This window comes from Curtobacterium sp. 1544 (assembly GCF_040544915.1).
GTDB classification, from domain to species: domain Bacteria; phylum Actinomycetota; class Actinomycetes; order Actinomycetales; family Microbacteriaceae; genus Curtobacterium; species Curtobacterium pusillum_C.
The window spans coordinates 12,120-30,310 of record NZ_JBEPKX010000002.1 but is presented as its reverse complement, the minus strand read 5'-3'; the positions used below and the strand labels follow the sequence as shown (position 1 = coordinate 30,310).

The window sequence follows — 18,191 nt, the reverse complement described above, 5'->3', positions numbered from 1 at the left end:
CCCAAACACGGGCAACCAAGCACCACCACTCGCGCGGCGTAGAACCGCGGTAGACACCCAGCGACTCACACCAGCTACCACTGTGGGCGAGTACTGGAAGTACACCCACCTCACGATCGACGTCGTGGACGGTCGTGGCGCGGGGTTCTCCCTCGAGGTCCCCGAGGGCAAGCGGTTCCTCACCCGCTCCCGGATGTTCGACGACGCCGAGCTCGCGGATCTCGGCCTGGTGCCGGCAGGCCCTGGCCCGCGCAGGTCGGCGGACGTAGGCTGACGACACCGACGCACCGACGCGGCGGGCGGACCCGGACGGAGGACGCATGGGTGCACGCCGGACGCTCCGCCCGCTCATCGCCGACTCCTGGCAGCGCTCCGCCCGCGTCGACCCGGACGGCGTGCCGCAACTCGCGCTCGGTGCCGACGAACTCGAGGCACTGCGCCGCCAGGGACCGCTCGGGACCGCCCTGCCGGTCGTCCGGAAGCTACTGCTCGACGACGTCCGGGCCGCCGGGTGCATAGCTGCCGTGACCGACGCGTCGGGGCGACTCGTGTGGGTGGACGGCGCGTCGAGCGCACGTCGTGCCGCCGAGGGGATGGGATTCGTCGCCGGGGCGGACTGGGCAGAGGACCGCGCCGGCACGAGCGCGCCGGGGACGGCCCTCCGGCTCGGCCGTGGCGTGCAGATCCGGTCGGACGAGCACTACGCGAACGCCGTGAAGCGGTTCTCGTGCACCGCCGTGCCACTCCGCGACGCCACCGGCCAGGTGGTCGGCGCCGTCGACATCACGGGCGACGACCGGGCGGTCGAGCGGCACACCCTGCCGCTGCTGACCGCCACCGTCGCGGCCGCCGAGGCCGAGCTCGCCCTCGCGGCGCTGCAACACCCCCGTCGACCTGCTGCCCGCGCGCTGCCCGGCTCCGAACTCGTCCTGCTCGGATCGGACACGGCGACGCTCCGGACGGGCGACCACGCGGTCCGGCTGTCCGAGCGGCACTCCGAGATCACGGCGGTGCTGGCGTCGACGCCCGCCGGTCTCGCCGCCGAGGACCTCGCGGCCGCCGTCTACGGCGACCGCCGCGCGGTGACCACCCTGCGGGCGGAGGTCGTGCGCCTCCGACGCGTCCTCGCGCAGCACGCGCCGGGCGCGACCCTGACGTCGCGGCCGTACCGCCTGGACGGCATCCGCACCGACGTCGACACCGTGCTGTCGGCGCTCGAACGCGGGGCGCGCCTCCAGGCCGTCAGCGGGTACACCGGGCCGGTCCTGCCGGGGTCGGCATCACCCGGCGTCGACGACCTGCGCGACCGCGTCCGCCTGCGGTTCCGCGAGGCGCTCGTCGCCGACGGCGGCGCCGACGCCCTGCAGGCGTGGGCGCGCACCGCGGACGGCGGTGCGGACGAGCAGGTGCTGCGCGCGTTGCTCGCGGTGCTGCCGCGGCGGTCGCCGCGACGCGCCGGTCTCGTGGCGGCGATCGAGGCGCTCGAACGTCCGTGACGACGGCCTGGAGGCGCGGCTCGCGTCGACCGGTCGGCCGACGGTCCGCGCCTCCCGCAGTGGCGTTCCGTGCGTCAGGAACCCGAGGTGGGCACCGGTGACGGCGTCGCGCCGTCGGCAGGCGGGGTCGGCGCGTTCCCGTCCTCCGGCGGAGTCGGGGCCTTCCCGCCCGCGGGCGGTGTGGGCGCGTTCCCGTCCTTCGGCGGGGTGGGCGCCTTCCCGTCCGGCATCGCCACGCAGCCCGGTGCGGGCGCAGGTGCCGGCGCGGCCTTCCCGTCCGCGGGCGGGGTGGGCGCCGCCTTCCCGTCCTCCCCGGGGGCGCTCGGTGCACCGCTCGGCGCACCGCTGGGTGCTCCGGTCGGAGCAGCCGCCGGGGTCGTGCTGCCGCTGCTGTCCGCGACCGCTGCGGTCACGCCGAGCCCGCCGAGGAGCAGCGCAGCCGCGGCGGCCGAGCCGATGCCGACACGGCGGAGGGTCCGTCGGCGAGTGTCGTGTCGTTCGTCCTGCATGGTGTCTCCGTTCGTCGAGTCGGTGGACCGCGCGGTCCGCCGACGAGGACGACGCTCGAGCTCGAATCTGAAGCAGAACTGAAGCACAGGGGTTCCCCAGGCGGCTCCATGCTCCGTGGTGGCGGAGCCGACCTACGGTGTCCGCCGTGAACGCTGCAGCACGCATCCTCGTGGTCGAGGACGACGACGCCCTCCGCGCCGCCGTCGGGACGACGCTCCGCGCCGAGGGGTTCCTCGTCGCGGAGTCCGCTGACGGCCGGTCCCTCGTCGACGACATCGACCGAGCCGCGCCGGACCTGGTCCTCCTCGACTGGATGCTGCCCGGGCCGAGCGGCATCCTCCTGGCCGCACGGGTCCGGTCGCGCTCCGACGCATCGGTCGTGATGATGACCGCGCGGGACGAGCTGGACGACCGGTTGCGCGGCTTCGCCGAGGGCGCCGACGACTACGTGGTGAAGCCGTTCGCGATGGCCGAGCTCGTGGCACGCGTCACGGCGGTGCTCCGTCGACGCGGCCGCGTGCCGTCCGTGATCGAGGTCGGCGACCTCGTGCTCGACCCCGAAGCCGCCACGGCACGCCGTGCGGGTGCGCTGCTCGACCTGACCGCGACCGAGTTCCGACTGCTCCGCTTCCTCGCCGAGAGCCGGGGGCGGACGGTGTCGAAGGGTCAGATCACGACGCAGGTGTGGGGGTACGACGATGTCGCACCGAACCTCGTCGAGGTGCACCTCAGTGCACTCCGCCGCAAGATGGAGGCGCACGGACCGCGACTCGTGCACACCGTCCGTGGGCTGGGCTACCGACTCGACATCGACCGAGGCGCCGCGTGAGGGCGCCCGACGGCCGGCTCCGCACGACGTCCCTCCGGCTCCGGACGGTGGTCGCGATCCTCGTGCTCCTCGCCGTGCTGCTGACCGGGCTCGTGGTCGCGGTCGAGGCCGTGCTCGGCGTGCGGTTGCGTGCGCAGGTCGAGGACCGTCTCCGCGACCGGGCCTCCGCAGCAGCCGCGCTCGTCGGGGTCCTCGACGCCGACGACCTCGCCGATCGCCTGTCCGCACAGGGGCTCTCGGTCCGCATCGTGCAACCCGACGGAGCCGCGGTCGAGGCCGGCCCGACTCCCGCCCAGCTCCGCGCCGGACCGCCCGACCCGAAGGCCCTGCCGGCGCCGGTACCCGCTGAGGAGGGCTCCTCGGCGGCGGGGTCCACGGCGTCCGGTGCTCGGATCACCTCGTCGTCCGTCCACGAGGACGACGGGGTCCTGACGTTGCGGTCCGACCTCGACGACGGCACCCGCATCACGCTCACGGCCGGCACCCGTGACGTGCAGGAGACCCTGGCGCAGCTCGGCTGGGTGATGGGTGGTGCCTCCGCAGCGTTCCTGGGCGTCGCGGTCGTCGGCGTCGTGGTCGTCGTCCGGCGGACCCTGCGACCCCTGGACGAGGTGACCGCCGCCGCGCGGTCGATCGCCGGCGGTGACCGTGGCCGACGCCTCCGACCCGCCCGCACCGACACCGAGATCGGCCGGGTCGCGACGGCCTTCGACGAGATGCTCGACGCGGTCGAGGGGGCGGAGGCGCAGGCGGTCGCCGCCGAGGAACGGGTCCGAGCCTTCCTGTCCGACGCCGCGCACGAGCTCCGGACGCCGGTCGCCGGCGTCCGGGCCGCCGCGGACACCCTCGTGCGGAACGGGGACGACGACCCGACGACCCGCGAGGTGCTCGCCGTGCACGTCGTCCGGCAGGCGGACCGGGCTGCGCGACTCGTCGACGACATGCTCACGATGGCCCGGCTCGACCGAGGGATCGACCTCGAACGACGGCCGACCGACCTCGTGCCGTGGCTCGACACCGAGGTCGACCGGCTCCGGCTCCGTCTGCCGCTGACGACGATCCGGGTCGAGACGCCGGACACGTCCGTCGAGGCGGACGTCGACCCCGACCGCCTCGCGCAGGTCGTCGGGAACCTCGTCGACAACGCTGCACGGGCGACCGGCCCGGAGGGAACCGTCCGGATCGGACTGACCGACACGGTGGACGGCCCGGTCCTCACGGTCGAGGACGACGGTCCCGGGATCGCGTCGGTCGACCGCGAACGGGTGTTCGACCGGCTCGTCCGACTCGAGGACGCCCGCGATGCGCGATCAGGCGGCGCCGGACTCGGGCTCCCGATCGCGCGGGGCATCGCCGTCGCACACGGCGGGACCCTCGCGTGCGGGGAGGTCGGCGACCTGGGTGGCGCGGTCTTCGTGCTGCGGCTGCCGTCGTCGGCACACGTGCACGCCGTCGCACCCCCGCCTCTGGTGCCGGGCGCATCGGCTCGGTAGCGTCGGAGCATGACCGACGGGGCGCAGGACCAGGCGAGGGTGGTGTCGGTCAGCCGTGACGACGCACACCGCTTCAGCAAACCGGTCGTCGACGAGATCGTGCTCGTCGAGGGCTGGGGCATCGAGGGCGACGCCCACGCCGGCACCACCGTGCAGCATCGGTCCCGTGTCGCCCGCGACCCCTCCCAGCCGAACCTCCGGCAGGTGCACCTCCTGCACGCCGAGGTCTTCGACGAGGTCGCGCACGACGGCTTCGACGTCACACCCGGGGCGATGGGGGAGAACGTCACCACCCGGGGCGTCGACCTGCTCGGACTGCCCGAGGGCACGCTGCTGCGCCTCGGCGACGAGGCGGTCGTCCGTGTCACCGGACTCCGCAACCCCTGCCAGCAGATCAACGACTTCGAGCTGGGGCTCCTCCGGGCGGTCCTCGGTCGTGCGGACGACGGCACCGTCGAGCGGAAGGGCGGCGTGATGAGCGTCGTCGTCGCCGGTGGCACGGTGCGCGGCGGCGACCGGATCGACGTCGAGCTGCCCGCCGGCGCGCACGTCCCCCTCGCCCCGGTGTGATCGTCAGGCCGTCGCGGCTCCTGTACCCTGGTGTCCTCTGCGAGTGTGGTGGAATGGTAGACACGGGGCACTCAAAATGCTCTGCTTCACGGCGTGCGGGTTCGAGTCCCGCCACTCGTACAAGTCGGTTCTCGGTCTGACGTGGTCAACGTCCGTCGTCTAGTAGGCTGGACGGCGTGAGTGACACAGAAGCAACTGCACCAGCACCCCGTCGCGTCGTCGTCGCCGAGGACGAGTCGCTCATCCGCCTCGACATCGTGGAGATCCTCCGCGACAACGGCTTCGACGTCGTCGGCGAAGCGGGTGACGGCGAGACCGCCGTGCAGCTCGCCACCGACCTCCGTCCGGACCTCGTCGTGATGGACGTCAAGATGCCCCAGCTCGACGGCATCTCCGCTGCCGAGAAGCTCTCCAAGAACCACATTGCTCCAGTGGTCCTCCTCACGGCGTTCAGCCAGAAGGACCTCGTCGAGCGTGCGACCGAGGCCGGCGCACTCGCCTACGTCGTCAAGCCGTTCACGCCGAACGACCTGCTGCCCGCGATCGAGATCGCCCTCTCGCGTCACCAGCAGATCATCACGCTCGAGGCCGAGGTCGCCGACCTCGTCGAGCGCTTCGAGACCCGCAAGCTCGTCGACCGCGCCAAGGGCCTGTTGAACGAGAAGATGGGCCTCACCGAGCCCGAGGCGTTCCGCTGGATCCAGAAGGCCTCGATGGACCGCCGCCTCACCATGCACGACGTCGCCAAGGCGATCATCGAGCAGCTCAGCGCCAAGAAGTAGTCGCTCACCGACGCTCACGCAGCGCCGCCGGACCCGGTGTCCGGCGGCGCTGCTGTGTTCCCGGGGCACGCCGGGCCGACCACCTGCTTGACTGGAGCCGTGGACGACGTGGTGATCCGTGCCTCCAGGCCCGACGACATGCCCGCGGTGGCCGACCTGCGCTGGCGGTGGAGCGTGGAGGAGGGCGGCGCGACGCCCTCGACGACGCCGGAGGCGTACCGCGGGGCGATGGCGGCGTTCGCCGTCGCACACCCCGAGACACACCGCTGCGTCGTCGCGGAGCACGAGGGCCGCGTGCTCGGGATGGCGTGGCTCGGGCTCGTCGCGCGGCCACCGACACCGGACCGACCGGGGCGCCGGCTGACCGCCGACGTGCAGACGGTGTACGTGCACCCGGACCTGCGCGGGCGCGGCGTCGCGAAGCGGCTCGTCACGGCGCTGCTCGACGTGGCCGACGAGCTCGGGGTGGAGCGCACGTCGGTGCACTCGAGCGTCGACGGCGAGACGCTCTACCGTCGCCTCGGGTTCGGCGATGCGCGGCTCCTGCTCCAACGGCCTCCGGAGGACTGAACCGGTCGTTCGTCAGTTCCGGGCGGGCAGCTGCTGGAGCGTCCAGGCGTTCTCGTCGGGGTCGGTGAAGAAGACGAACCGGCCCCAGGCCATCTCGTCGACACCGATCGCGTTCACCCCGAGCCCCTGCAGGTGGGCGAGGGCCTCGTCGGCGTCGGGCACGACGACCTGGATGGACTTGAGGGATCCGGGGAGCACGTCGGGGGACATGATGCCCTCCCCGAACGCGATCGAGCAGGCCGACCCGGGCGGGGTGGCCTGGACGAACCGGAGCCCGTCGGACACACGTTGGTCGTGGTCGATGGTGAAGCCGATGCGCTCGTAGAACTCGCGAGCGCGATCGACGTCGGTCACGGGGACCATGATGAGTTCGATCTTCCAGTCCATGGCGGACTCCCTGCGTCGGTGCGAGGGGTTCAGCGAGCCTCGCGGATCATGTTCGTGATGCGCACGGTGGAGCAGCGCCGCCCCTGGTCGTCGGTCAGGACGATCTCGTGCGTGGTGAGCGTGCCGCCGAGGTGGAGCGCCGTGCAGGTGCCCGTGACCAGGCCGCTCGTGGCGCTCCGCGAGTGCGACGCGTTCAGTTCGATGCCGACGGCGTAGCGGCCGGGGCCGGCGTGCACGTTCGCGGCCATCGAGCCGAGGCTCTCGGCGAGGACGACGTACGCGCCCCCGTGCAGCAGGCCGACGGGCTGGCGGTTGCCCTCGACCGGGATGGTGCCGACGGCCCGTTCGGCCGAGAGCTCCGTGATGACCATGCCCATCTTCTCGGCGAGCTCGCCCATGCCGCGGTCGGCGAGGCGATCGTCGACGGTCCCGGTGGTGGTGGCTTCGTCGGTCACGCTGGCGGACTCCCGTGTCGGATGGCGTCGGTAGGCTGTCCGGGTGTCGGACTCCGCAAAGCCTACCCTCATGGTCATCGACGGCCACTCGCTCGCCTTCCGGGCCTTCTACGCGCTGCCGGTCGACAGTTTCGTGAACCGCGAGGGGCAGCACACGAACGCCATCCACGGCTTCATCTCGATGCTGCTCATGCTCCTCCAGCGCGAGAAGCCGACCCACCTCGCGGTCGCGTTCGACATCTCCCGGTTCTCGTTCCGCACCCGTGAGTACGAGGACTACAAGGGCACCCGCTCCGAGACCCCGGCCGAGTTCAAGGGTCAGATCCCGCTGCTGCAGCAGGCGCTCGAGGCGATGGGCATCACGACGGTCACGAAGGAGGACTACGAGGCCGACGACATCCTCGCCACCTTCGCCCGTCAGGGGTCCGAGCAGGGCTACCAGGTCTACGTCGTCTCCGGCGACCGCGACTCGATCCAGCTCGTGAACGACGACGTCACGCTGCTCTACCCGTCGGTCCGCGGGGTATCGGAGCTCACCCGCTACGACCGCGACAAGGTCTACGAGCGCTACGGCATCGAGCCGCACCAGTACCCGGACATCGCGGCGCTCGTCGGCGAGACCAGCGACAACCTGATCGGCATCGACAAGGTCGGCGAGAAGACCGCCGTGAAGTGGATCACGGCGTACGGCTCGCTCGACGGTGTGCTCGAGCACGCCGACGAGATCAAGGGCGTCGTCGGCAACAACCTGCGCGAGCAGAAGGACCGGGCGATCCGGAACCGCAAGCTGAACCGGCTCGTCAACGACGTCGAGCTGCCCGTCGGTCCCGCCGACGTCGCGCTCCGTCCGCTCGACGAGACCGCGGTGCGCGAGCTCTTCGCGAAGCTGCAGTTCCGCACGCTGCTCGACCGCGTGTTCAAGGTCGCGGGCTCCGGCGAGCCGTCGGAGTCCGGCGAGGCCGAGGGCTCGGTCGACAGCGGTGCGCCGACCCCGCCGCCGGTGAAGACCCTGATCGACGAAGAACTCGGCTACTGGCTCGAGCGTCGCAACGCGTCCGAGGCGGCGAACGGCTACGGCGTCGCGGTCGAGGTCATCGACGGTCGTCTCAGCGCGATCGGCATCGCGACGCACGACGATGCGGTCCTCGTGCCCGGCGGCAGCGGTGCGAAGGACTACGAGCAGCTGTCGGCGTGGTTCGCGTCGGACGCCCCGAAGCACTTCCACGACGCGAAGGAAGCCATCAAGGCCCTCGCCGGGGTCGGCATCCAGGTGAACGGCATCGCCGGCGACGCCCGCATCACGGGTTGGCTCGCGCAGCCGGGCAAACAGGGGCAGCCCCTCACGGACCTCGTCTACCAGGAGCTCGGCGAAGAACTCCCGACGGCGGACCCGAACCAGCTCGTCCCCGAGACCGACCCGGTGAACGTGGGGGTGCACGCCTGGTTCGTGCTGCGGGTCTCCACCGCCCTGCGCGCCCGGATCGACGAGTCCTCGCTGCGGGTGCTCGACGACATCGAGCTGCCGCTCGTCCCCGTCCTCGCGGGCATGGAGACCGTCGGCGTCGGCATCGACCGTCCCGTGCTGACCGGGCTCTCGCACGACCTGGGGGAGCGCGCCGCCGAGCTCGCACAGCAGGCCTTCGCCGAGATCGGGCACGAGGTCAACCTCGGGTCGCCGAAGCAGCTGCAGGAAGTCCTCTTCACCGAGCTCGCGATGCCGAAGACCCGCAAGACGAAGACCGGGTTCTCGACCGACGCCGCCAGCCTCACCGACCTGCAGGAACAGCACCCGCACCCGTTCCTCGGTCTGCTGCTGCAGCACCGCGACGCGACGAAGCTGCGGCAGATCGTCGACACCCTCGACGCCGCGGTCGTCGACGGCCGCATCCACACGCGCTACGAGCAGACCGGCAGCAGCACGGGCCGCATCTCGTCCACTGACCCGAACCTGCAGAACATCCCGGTCAAGACCGCGGTCGGCCGTCGGGTGCGCTCGGCCTTCGCCGTGGCCGAGCCGTACACGACGCTCATCACCGCCGACTACTCGCAGATCGAGATGCGCATCATGGCGCACCTCTCCGGTGACCCGGGGCTGATCCAGGCGTTCAACGAGGGCGAGGACCTGCACCGCTTCGTCGGCGCGCGCGTGTTCTCGGTCGAGCCGGCGGACGTCACGCCCGAGATGCGCACGAAGGTCAAGGCGATGTCGTACGGCCTCGCGTACGGCCTCAGCCCGTTCGGTCTGTCGAAGCAGCTCCGCATCGAGCAGTCCGAGGCGAAGACGCTCATGACCGAGTACTTCGCCCGCTTCGGTGCCGTGCGCGACTACCTCCGCGGCGTCGTCGAGCAGGCGCGGGAGGACGGCTACACCGAGACCATCTTCGGTCGCCGTCGTCCGTTCCCGGACCTCAAGAGCCCGAACCGCGTCCTCCGTGAGAACGCGGAGCGTGCCGCCCTGAACGCACCGATCCAGGGGTCGGCTGCCGACATCATGAAGATCGCGATGCTCGGTGTCGCTCAGGACCTGCGCGAGGGCGACCTCGGGTCGCACCTGCTGCTGCAGGTCCACGACGAGCTCATCCTCGAGGTCGCTCCCGGCGAGCAGGATCGCGTCGAGGAGATCCTCCGCACCCGCATGGGCGGCGCTGCCGAACTGAGCGTCCCGCTGGACGTGTCCGTCGGTCTCGGCCCGAACTGGGAGGCGGCGGCGCACTGACGCGCGACCGTCTGTCGGACCGGAGGCACGGTGTCGGCTGGCACCGTGCCTCCAGTCCGTCTGCGGCCGGGTCGCAGACCCGTCGGCGGTCCTCGATAGGGTCGAGAGCATGACCGAAGACCGTCCCGTCCGCCAGCCCTCCGCAGTCGACCGCGTCGCCGAGGACTGGGTGACCACCCTCGTCGACCTCGACCCGACCGTCGCCACGTACATCGGTGTGCCCGGGCGCACGGGGGAGTACGGCGACACCTCGCCCGCCGGCGCAGCGGCCCTCGCCGACGCCGCACGCGCAGCGAAGAGCGACCTCGACGCGGCCGACGCAGTGGACGCCGTCGACCGCGTGACGAAGACCGACCTCGGCGCCGAGCTCGACCTGATCCAGGAGTCGTACGACCGGAAGCTCCACCTCCGTGACCTCAACGTCATCGCGAGCCCGGCGCAGTCCGTCCGCGAGATCCTCGACCTCATGCCGACCGGGACCGAGTCGGACTGGCAGGACATCGCGAGCCGCCTGCAGGCGCTGCCCGACGCGCTCGAGGGCATCCGGGAGACCCTGCTCGAGGGCACCCGCGAGGACGTCACGCCCGCGAAGCGCCAGGTCGCGCTCATCGCCGAACAGGCCGCCCGCAACGGTGCCGAGGGTGGCGTCTTCCAGCAGCTCGTCGACGGTGCCGCACCGGAGGCCGGCGGCTCCGTCCCCGAGTCGCTGCGTGCCGACCTCGCCCGCGGGGCCGAGGTCGCGGCGGCCGCGTACCGGTCGTTCGGGCAGTTCCTCGAGCACGAGCTGCTGCCCCTCGCGACCCCGGTGGACGCTGTCGGGCGTGAGGCGTACGAGCTGCACTCCCGCCGCTTCCTCGGCGCCGTGGTGGACCTCGACGAGACGTACGAGTGGGGGATCGAGGAGCTCGCCCGGATGCGTGCCGAGCAGGAGCGCATCGCCGACCGCATCGAGTCCGGTGCGAGCGTCGCCCGCGCGATCGAGGTCCTCGACACCGACCCCGCCCGTGTCCTCCACGGCACCGACGCCCTGCAGCGCTGGATGCAGGAGACGAGCGACGAGTCGATCCGGGCGATGGACGGCAAGTACTTCGACATCGCCGACCCGATCAAGCGTCTCGAGTGCCGGATCGCCCCCACGCAGGAGGGCGGGATCTACTACACGGGCCCGTCCGACGACTTCTCCCGCGCCGGTCGCATGTGGTGGTCCGTCCCGCAGGGCGTCACCGAGTTCGGCACCTGGCGTGAGAAGACGACGGTCTACCACGAGGGTGTCCCGGGACACCACCTCCAGATCAGCCAGGGCGTCTACAACCGCGGCGAGCTGAACACCTGGCGCCGGCAGCTGTCCGGCTCGTCGGGCCACGTCGAGGGCTGGGCGCTCTACGCCGAGCGACTGATGGAGCAGCTCGGCTTCCTCGACGACGACGGCGACCGCCTCGGCATGCTCGACGGCCAGCGGATGCGTGCCGCCCGTGTGGTGCTCGACATCGGCGTCCACCTGCAGAAGACGAACCCCGACGGCGGCGCGTGGACGTGGGAGTACGCGCTCGACTTCATGCGCGAGAACGTGAACATGTCCGACGCCTTCGTGCAGTTCGAGGTGGCCCGCTACTTCGGCTGGCCGGGCCAGGCACCGTCCTACAAGGTGGGGCAGCGCGTCTGGGAGTCGATCCGTGACGAGGTCGCCGCTCGTGAGGGCGCGGCCTTCGACCTCAAGGCGTTCCACCACCGTGCCCTCGCGCTCGGCAGCATCGGCCTCGACACCCTCCGGACCGCACTGCTCGACTGAGCGGACTGACCGACAGCGGCAGGCCCGCAACCGGGTGACACGCCCGGTTGTGGGCCTTCGCTGCGTGCGGTTAGACTTGTGCGGCGCATCCCGCGCCAATCAACCACATCGCCACGACGGCTCGCACCGGCATCCGGTACGGACCAGGGGGTCGCTCCCTCGCCGTCACGGCCCGACTCATGTCCGTTCGGAGCAATCTCTACATGACAACCACCACGACCAAGGCTCCCAAGCAGGTCGCCATCAACGACATCGGCTCGGCTGATGACTTCCTGGCCGAGGTCGAGAAGACCCTGAAGTTCTTCAACGACGGAGACCTCATCTCCGGCACCGTCGTGAAGATCGACCGCGACGAGGTCCTCCTCGACGTCGGTTACAAGACCGAGGGTGTCATCCCCTCGCGCGAACTCTCGATCAAGCACGACGTCGACCCCAACGAGGTCGTCGAGGTCGGCGACGAGGTCGAGGCCCTGGTTCTCCAGAAGGAGGACAAGGAAGGTCGCCTCATCCTGTCGAAGAAGCGCGCGCAGTACGAGCGTGCGTGGGGCGACGTCGAGAAGATCAAGGAGTCCGACGGCGTCGTGACCGGCACGGTCATCGAGGTCGTCAAGGGCGGTCTCATCGTCGACATCGGCCTCCGTGGCTTCCTCCCGGCCTCGCTCATCGAGCTGCGTCGCGTCCGCGACCTCACGCCGTACCTCGGCCAGGAGCTCGAGGCGAAGATCCTCGAGCTCGACAAGAACCGCAACAACGTGGTCCTCTCGCGCCGCGCCCTGCTCGAGCAGACGCAGTCCGAGTCGCGCACCACCTTCCTCAACAACCTCCACAAGGGCCAGGTCCGCAAGGGCATCGTGTCGTCGATCGTCAACTTCGGTGCGTTCGTCGACCTGGGTGGCGTCGACGGTCTCGTCCACGTCTCCGAGCTCAGCTGGAAGCACATCGAGCACGCCAGCGAGGTCGTCGAGGTCGGTCAGGAAGTCACCGTCGAGATCCTCGAGGTGGACCTGGACCGCGAGCGCGTGTCGCTCTCGCTCAAGGCCACGCAGGAGGACCCGTGGCAGGTCTTCGCCCGCACCCACGCGATCGGTCAGATCGCGCCGGGCAAGGTCACGAAGCTCGTGCCGTTCGGTGCCTTCGTCCGCGTTGCCGACGGCATCGAGGGCCTCGTGCACATCTCGGAGCTGTCGAACAAGCACGTCGAGCTCGCCGAGCAGGTCGTGTCGGTCAACGACGAGGTCTTCGTCAAGATCATCGACATCGACCTCGACCGTCGCCGCATCTCGCTCAGCCTCAAGCAGGCCAACGAGGGTGTCGACCCCGAGGGCACCGAGTTCGACCCGGCGCTCTACGGCATGCCGACCGAGTACGACGACAAGGGTGACTACAAGTACCCGGACGGCTTCGACCCGGAGACGAACGAGTGGCTCGAGGGCTACGACACCCAGCGCACCGAGTGGGAGGGCCAGTACGCGGCCGCCCAGTCGCGTTGGGAAGCCCACAAGGCGCAGGTCGCGAAGACCATCGCCGACGAGGCGAAGGGCGACTTCGATCTCCCCGCCACGGCCTCCTCGTCGTCGACGTTCGCGAACGAGTCGAACGGTCAGGGCACCCTGGCCGACGACGCCTCGCTCGCAGCGCTCCGCGAGAAGCTCAGCTCGACCAACTGATCGAGCGGTTCGCCCGTACCGGAAGCCCGGCATCCCTGAGAAGGGGTGCCGGGCTTCCGGCCGTTCGGGCAGGTGCGCTCGCTACGCTGTTCCGGTGCGCATCATCGGTCTCACGGGCGGCATCGCCGCAGGCAAGTCGACGGTCTCCGGGCGCTGGGCGGAGCACGGCGCGGTCGTGGTCGACGCCGATCGGCTCGCGCGTGCGGCGGTGGCCCCGGGGAGTCCCGGTCTCGCACGGGTCGCGGAGCGGTTCGGACCCGGTGTGATCGCGGCCGACGGGTCACTCGATCGTCCGGCACTCGGTGCGGTCGTGTTCTCGGACCCCGCCGCACGGAAGGACCTCGAGGCGATCACCCATCCCGAGGTCTGGCGCCTCGCACGACTCGCCTTCGACGCAGCCGAGGCCGCCGATCCCGATGCGGTGGTCGTGTACGACGTCCCGCTCCTGGCCGAGGCCCGCGGCAGCCGTCCGCTGCACTTCGACGCGGTCGTGGTGGTGGACGCGCCCGCGGCGCAGCGGATCGAGCGACTCGTCGACCACCGCGGCATGGCCCGTGATGAAGCTGAGCGCCGCGTGTCCGCGCAGGCGAGCGACGCTGAACGGCTGGCACTGGCGGACCACGTCGTCGACGCCACCGGGACGCTCGCGGACACCATCCGCTCGGCGGACGAGGTCTGGGGACGCCTCTCCCGATGAAGCACCGGCTGCTCCTGATCGTGGCGGCGGTCGTGCTCGTCGCGATGGGCGCCGCGGCACTGGTCGCGGCGAACGTGCTCGGCGGGCAGCGGATGGAACAGCACGGACGGATCTCGGCGGCGGACCGGCCGCACGGCGATGCGCACGGCCCGGAGGGGGAGTTCCACCGCTTCCGGCTCGGCACGATCAACGGGCAGCGACTCGAACCGAACCGCGACGACTTCGCGGCACGCACCAACGCCGACGGCCCACTGCTGCTCTTCCTGCCGGCGACCCGCGCGAAGCCGGCCGACTACCAGCTGTTCCTCGGCACCGCGCTGCAGGACGGGTACCACGTGCTCGGGCTCGACTACTGGAACCTCGGCAGGACCCTCTCGGGCACGTGCGAGGCCGACGCGCACTGCTACGGCCAGGTGCAGCGCAACCGATTCGACGGCAGCCGCCCGTCCGAGTTCAGCTCGGTGCGGCCCTCCGGTTCGATCGTGTCGCGGTTCCGTGACGCGATCGCGTACCTCGACGACCACGACCCCGGTGGCGGCTGGGGTCGGTTCGTCCAGGACGGCGACGACATCGCGTGGAACGACATCGTCGTCGCCGGGCACTCGCAGGGCGGCGGCGAGGCGGCGTACATCGCGCACATCCGGTCGGTGCAGGGCGCGCTGATGTTCTCGTCCCCGGTGGAGTCGCTCGGCGCGGAGCACGCCGCCTGGATGGACCGACCCGGCAAGACCCCGGTCGACCGGATGTACGCCATCGACGACGTCCGCGACGTGTTCGGTCCGCGGATCCGTGGGTCGTGGAAGGTACTGGGCCTCGACGGTCCGACGGGCCCGTTCCGCACCGACACCGCGCCACCGGGCACCGACGCGGACCCGCACGCGATCCTCACCGACATCCGGGTCGGGTCACCGGGGGAGTCGCACTCCCGGACGATCAAGGACTCGACGCCCCTCGGCCCGGACGGCACCCCTCGGATGCTCGCCCTCTGGCAGTGGCTCCTCCACCGGTTCCCGACCGGGCCGGAGGGCTCAGGGCCGTCCTAGGAAGCGGCAGTGCCGCCCCACCTCGGACCCGTCATAGGGAGCCGCAATACTCTGAGTCCGTGCAGCATGCAGGCGAACGACCCGACCTGCGCTCGATCATCCGCACCCGGGCGGAGCAGGACGGCGAGCGCAACTACCTCGAGGACGCGCGCAGTGACCGCGTCCTGACCTACCGTGCCCTCGACGACGCCGTGTCCGCGTGGTCGTCGACGTTCGACGCGATCGGCGTCCCGGCGTCCGGCGCGGTCCTCGTCGACCTCGGTGACCCGCTCGCCTTCGCCGTCGTGCACCTCGCCGCCCTCGCGACCGGTCGCCGGGCGATCCCCGTGGACACCGGCCAGCCGACGACGGAACCCGGTCGGCTCGCCGACCTGATCGGTGGGGCCTCCATGGTGGTGTCGGACCGCGCCGCGGACGCGACCGTCCCCGGAGCTCCCGCCAGCGGGATCGACGCGGCCACGTTCCTCCCGGCCGGCGTCCGCGACGGCGACCTGCCGTCGGAGAGCCCGGATGCTCCGGGCGAGGGATCGGTCGTGCTGTTCACCTCCGGGTCGACCGGCACGCCGAAGGGTGTCGAACTGCCCGAGTCGCAGCTGCTCTTCGTGGCACGCGCCGTCGCACGCCACAACGCCCTCACGTCGGCGGACCGCGGCTTCAACTCCCTGCCGCTCTTCCACGTGAACGCCGAGGTCGTCGGCCTGCTCGCGACGCTGGTGTCCGGCGCGACGCTCGTGCTCGACCGACGCTTCCGCCGCACCGGGTTCTGGGAGCTGCTCGCCGAGCGACGGATCACCTGGCTGAACGCGGTGCCGGCGATCCTCGCGGTCCTCGCGAAGACCGGACCGCTGGACTTCCCGGAGGGCCTGCGCTTCGTCCGCAGTGCGTCGGCTCCGCTGCCCGACCCGGTGCGTCAGGCGCTGGGCGACGTCCCGCTCGTCGTGAGCTGGGGGATGACCGAGGGCGCGTCGCAGATCACCGCGACCCCGCTCGGTGCGTCGGCACGCGTCGGGACCGTGGGCGTGCCAGTGGGTTCCGAGGTGCAGGTCCGCGGCGAGGACGGCTCCGTCCTGCCCGCCGACGAGGTCGGTGCGCTCTGGATCCGCGGCGAGGGCATCGTCCACCGCTACCTGTTCGGCCGCGCCGCCGAACGCTTCGACGCCGACGGCTGGCTGAGCACGGGGGACGTCGGCTCGGTTTCGGCGGACGGATGGGTGTCCCTCGCGGGGCGCTCCGACGACGTGATCAACCGCGGTGGCGAGAAGGTGTACCCGTCCGAGGTCGAGGACGTCCTGCTCGGGGACGAACGCGTCCTCGAAGCCGTCGTCGTCGGCCGCCCGCACGACGTCCTCGGTGCCGTGCCGATCGCGTACGTCATCCCGCAACCCGACGAGCCGGTCGACGCCGAGGCCCTCGTCGCCGACCTGACCGCACGCGCCGAGGCACGCCTCACCCGGTTCCGGCGCCCCGTCGAGATCGTCGTCGTACCCGACCTGCCCCGCGCACCGACCGGCAAGGTGCAGCGGGCGAAGGTGCGCACGATGGCCGCCCACCCGTGAGCGCCGCTGCTTCCGCTGCGGGCACCGGCGAGCAGACGCCCACCCGGACCGCGGAGGGGAAGCCCCGTCACCTGTACGAGGTGGACGTCCTCCGCATCCTCACCTTCGCGTGCGTGATCGGCGTCCACACCACGAGCCACACGGTCGCCACCGACGACGTGCCGCTGAACGCACTGCTCGGGCTGTTGCACTTCACCCGCCTGGTGTTCTTCTCGCTCACGGCGTTCGTGCTCGTGTACAGCTACACGCTCCGGCCGCGGCCGATGGCGCAGTTCTGGCCGAAGCGCTTCCTGCTCGTGGGTATGCCGTACCTGGCGTGGTCGTTCGTCTACGTCGCCGCGTCGTGGTTGCTCAGCAGCACCCGGCGAGGCGACGTCCCCGACCTCGTCCGCACCTACGCCGAGGGCATCGTCACCGGGGTCTCCTGGTACCACCTGTACTTCCTGCTGGTGACCATGCAGGTGTACCTGCTGCTGCCGGTGATCGTCTGGATCGTGCGGAGGACCCGCGGCCACCACGTCACCCTGCTCGTCGTCTCCCTGGTGGTCCAGCTCGTCGTCTTCGCCGGGTACAAGTACTTCCCCGCGAGCGACGCGTGGCTGCAGGGGCACCAGAAGCAGTTCTTCTTCTCGTACGTGTTCTTCATCGTGTCCGGCGCCATCGCCGCGGACCATGCCGACCGCTTCCTCCGCTTCATCCGCGTTCACCGGCGTGCCGTGCTCTGGGGCTTCGCCGGGGTGGGCGTCCTCACCCTCGGCGTCTGGGCGCTGCAGGTCGGGCTCGGACAGTCGCTCTACGCCGCCGGCACCCCGTTGCAGCCGATCCAGGCGATCTGGAGCGGCGCGGTCTTCGTCGGGTTCCTGGCGATCGGAGCCCGCTGGGCGGACCGACGCCGGCCCGGCAGCCCGCTTGCACGCTTCATCGACTACGGGTCCGACCGGTCGTTCGGGATCTTCCTGAGCCACCCGTTCATGATCTGGATCCTGCTGTACGGCGACAGCTGGCTCGAGCGGGTCGTCCCGAAGCCGTGGCTGACGCTCGTGACGTACCTGCTCGTGCTCGTGCTGTCCGTCGCGGTGACGGAGTTGTTCCGGTGGACGCCGTTGAGCGTGCCGCTGACCGGGCGGCCGTCGCTCGCGTCCCGCGGGCAGCGGGAGGCACGGACGCGGAAGCGTGCGGCTGCTGCGGGGGTGCCGTCGCCGGTGCCCGCACCGGCGCGGTCGGCGGAGCCGGTCGAACCCGACGACGCGCTCGTGGGCGAGACGGACGACGTGGGGCGGCGCGCCGCGCGCTGACGCGGCGGCAAGGTGCGGTTGACGAGATCCGCCGCTTCGGCGAGTGGGTGTCGGCCTGGAGGCGCGGGGCGGGCGGGCACCGTGCCTCCCGTCCGGTAGACGCTGCGTCGCGAAAGCGACAGAGTGCTGCGGACGGTTCCGCGCAATCTGTCGCCTTGGCGGTAGCAAGGTGCTGCGCGTGACGGGATCTGTCGCTTCGGCGAGTGGGTGTCGGCCTGGAGGCGCGGGGCGGGCTGGCACCGCGCCTCCCGTCGGGTCCGTACCGGCCCGCTCGGCCGCCGTCGCGTGAGCGACAGTGTGCTGCGGACGGTTCCGCGCAATCTGTCGCCTCGGCGG

16 protein-coding genes, 1 tRNA gene and 1 pseudogene are annotated in these 18,191 nt (G+C 71.4%); 15 read left to right on the top strand and 3 right to left on the bottom strand.

The window, feature by feature from the left end; translation table 11 throughout:
* Nucleotides 1-88: 88 nt before the first annotated feature.
* Both ABIC61_RS01675 and ABIC61_RS01670 read left to right on the top strand, forming a co-directional pair.
* Nucleotides 89-274 (top strand): annotated as a pseudogene (locus tag ABIC61_RS01675) (DUF779 domain-containing protein); the annotation flags it as partial.
* 46 nt (nucleotides 275-320) lie between these two features.
* A complete protein-coding gene (locus ABIC61_RS01670) occupies nucleotides 321-1,496 on the top strand; it encodes a GAF domain-containing protein (protein WP_354028573.1) in 1,176 nt (391 codons plus the stop codon).
* 74 nt (nucleotides 1,497-1,570) lie between these two features.
* Here the strand turns inward: ABIC61_RS01670 and ABIC61_RS01665 are convergent, their stop codons facing one another.
* Nucleotides 1,571-2,005 carry a hypothetical protein gene (locus ABIC61_RS01665; protein WP_354028572.1) on the bottom strand — a complete coding sequence of 145 codons (435 nt, stop codon included), beginning with the start codon at nucleotides 2,003-2,005 and terminating at the stop codon, nucleotides 1,571-1,573.
* Nucleotides 2,006-2,151: 146 nt separating this feature from the next.
* On the opposite strand from ABIC61_RS01665, the gene ABIC61_RS01660 reads away from it, so the two are divergent.
* From ABIC61_RS01660 to ABIC61_RS01635, 6 genes are all read left to right on the top strand, one after another.
* A complete protein-coding gene (locus ABIC61_RS01660; RefSeq protein WP_260852491.1) occupies nucleotides 2,152-2,835 on the top strand; it encodes a response regulator in 684 nt (227 codons plus the stop codon).
* Complete coding sequence (locus tag ABIC61_RS01655; protein ID WP_354028571.1) at nucleotides 2,832-4,328, top strand: sensor histidine kinase; 1,497 nt, start codon at nucleotides 2,832-2,834, stop codon at nucleotides 4,326-4,328. Before ABIC61_RS01660 ends, ABIC61_RS01655 begins: the two co-directional genes overlap by 4 nt.
* A gap of 9 nt (nucleotides 4,329-4,337) precedes the next feature.
* Nucleotides 4,338-4,898 (top strand): MOSC domain-containing protein, encoded by a 561-nt coding sequence (locus ABIC61_RS01650; RefSeq protein WP_354028570.1) that lies wholly within the window; start codon nucleotides 4,338-4,340, stop codon nucleotides 4,896-4,898.
* Nucleotides 4,899-4,937: 39 nt separating this feature from the next.
* Nucleotides 4,938-5,018: transfer RNA gene (locus ABIC61_RS01645), tRNA-Leu, on the top strand.
* A gap of 56 nt (nucleotides 5,019-5,074) precedes the next feature.
* On the top strand, nucleotides 5,075-5,680 hold the full coding sequence (locus ABIC61_RS01640; protein ID WP_079236134.1) for an ANTAR domain-containing response regulator: 606 nt from the start codon (nucleotides 5,075-5,077) through the stop codon (nucleotides 5,678-5,680).
* 99 nt (nucleotides 5,681-5,779) lie between these two features.
* Nucleotides 5,780-6,250, top strand: a complete 471-nt coding sequence (locus ABIC61_RS01635) for a GNAT family N-acetyltransferase (RefSeq protein WP_354028569.1) — start codon at nucleotides 5,780-5,782, stop codon at nucleotides 6,248-6,250.
* A 12-nt stretch (nucleotides 6,251-6,262) separates the two neighbouring features.
* Here the strand turns inward: ABIC61_RS01635 and ABIC61_RS01630 are convergent, their stop codons facing one another.
* Together ABIC61_RS01630 and ABIC61_RS01625 are read right to left on the bottom strand one after the other, a co-directional pair.
* Nucleotides 6,263-6,637: a VOC family protein gene (locus ABIC61_RS01630; protein ID WP_354028568.1), complete on the bottom strand. Its 375-nt coding sequence runs from the start codon at nucleotides 6,635-6,637 to the stop codon at nucleotides 6,263-6,265.
* 29 nt (nucleotides 6,638-6,666) lie between these two features.
* The gene (locus tag ABIC61_RS01625) at nucleotides 6,667-7,035 is read right to left on the bottom strand and encodes a PaaI family thioesterase (RefSeq protein WP_079238910.1); all 369 of its coding nucleotides are present in this window, start codon (nucleotides 7,033-7,035) and stop codon (nucleotides 6,667-6,669) included.
* Between the two features lie 100 nt (nucleotides 7,036-7,135).
* Between ABIC61_RS01625 and polA the strand changes: the two genes are divergently transcribed.
* From polA to ABIC61_RS01590, 7 genes are all read left to right on the top strand, one after another.
* Nucleotides 7,136-9,808, top strand: a complete 2,673-nt coding sequence (gene polA, locus ABIC61_RS01620; protein WP_354028567.1) for a DNA polymerase I — start codon at nucleotides 7,136-7,138, stop codon at nucleotides 9,806-9,808.
* Nucleotides 9,809-9,917: 109 nt separating this feature from the next.
* A complete protein-coding gene (locus ABIC61_RS01615) occupies nucleotides 9,918-11,597 on the top strand; it encodes a DUF885 domain-containing protein (protein ID WP_354028566.1) in 1,680 nt (559 codons plus the stop codon).
* Nucleotides 11,598-11,800: 203 nt separating this feature from the next.
* The gene (gene rpsA / locus ABIC61_RS01610) at nucleotides 11,801-13,264 is read left to right on the top strand and encodes a 30S ribosomal protein S1 (protein ID WP_144749694.1); all 1,464 of its coding nucleotides are present in this window, start codon (nucleotides 11,801-11,803) and stop codon (nucleotides 13,262-13,264) included.
* Between the two features lie 94 nt (nucleotides 13,265-13,358).
* Entirely contained in the window at nucleotides 13,359-13,961 is a 603-nt protein-coding gene (gene coaE, locus ABIC61_RS01605; protein WP_354028565.1) for a dephospho-CoA kinase, read from the top strand.
* Nucleotides 13,958-15,004, top strand: coding sequence for a BPSS1187 family protein (locus ABIC61_RS01600; protein ID WP_354028564.1), 1,047 nt, complete (start codon nucleotides 13,958-13,960; stop codon nucleotides 15,002-15,004). Before coaE ends, ABIC61_RS01600 begins: the two co-directional genes overlap by 4 nt.
* Before the next feature lie 59 nt (nucleotides 15,005-15,063).
* Nucleotides 15,064-16,560: a class I adenylate-forming enzyme family protein gene (locus tag ABIC61_RS01595; RefSeq protein WP_354028563.1), complete on the top strand. Its 1,497-nt coding sequence runs from the start codon at nucleotides 15,064-15,066 to the stop codon at nucleotides 16,558-16,560.
* On the top strand, nucleotides 16,557-17,855 hold the full coding sequence (locus ABIC61_RS01590; RefSeq protein WP_354028562.1) for an acyltransferase: 1,299 nt from the start codon (nucleotides 16,557-16,559) through the stop codon (nucleotides 17,853-17,855). Before ABIC61_RS01595 ends, ABIC61_RS01590 begins: the two co-directional genes overlap by 4 nt.
* Nucleotides 17,856-18,191 lie beyond the last annotated feature (336 nt).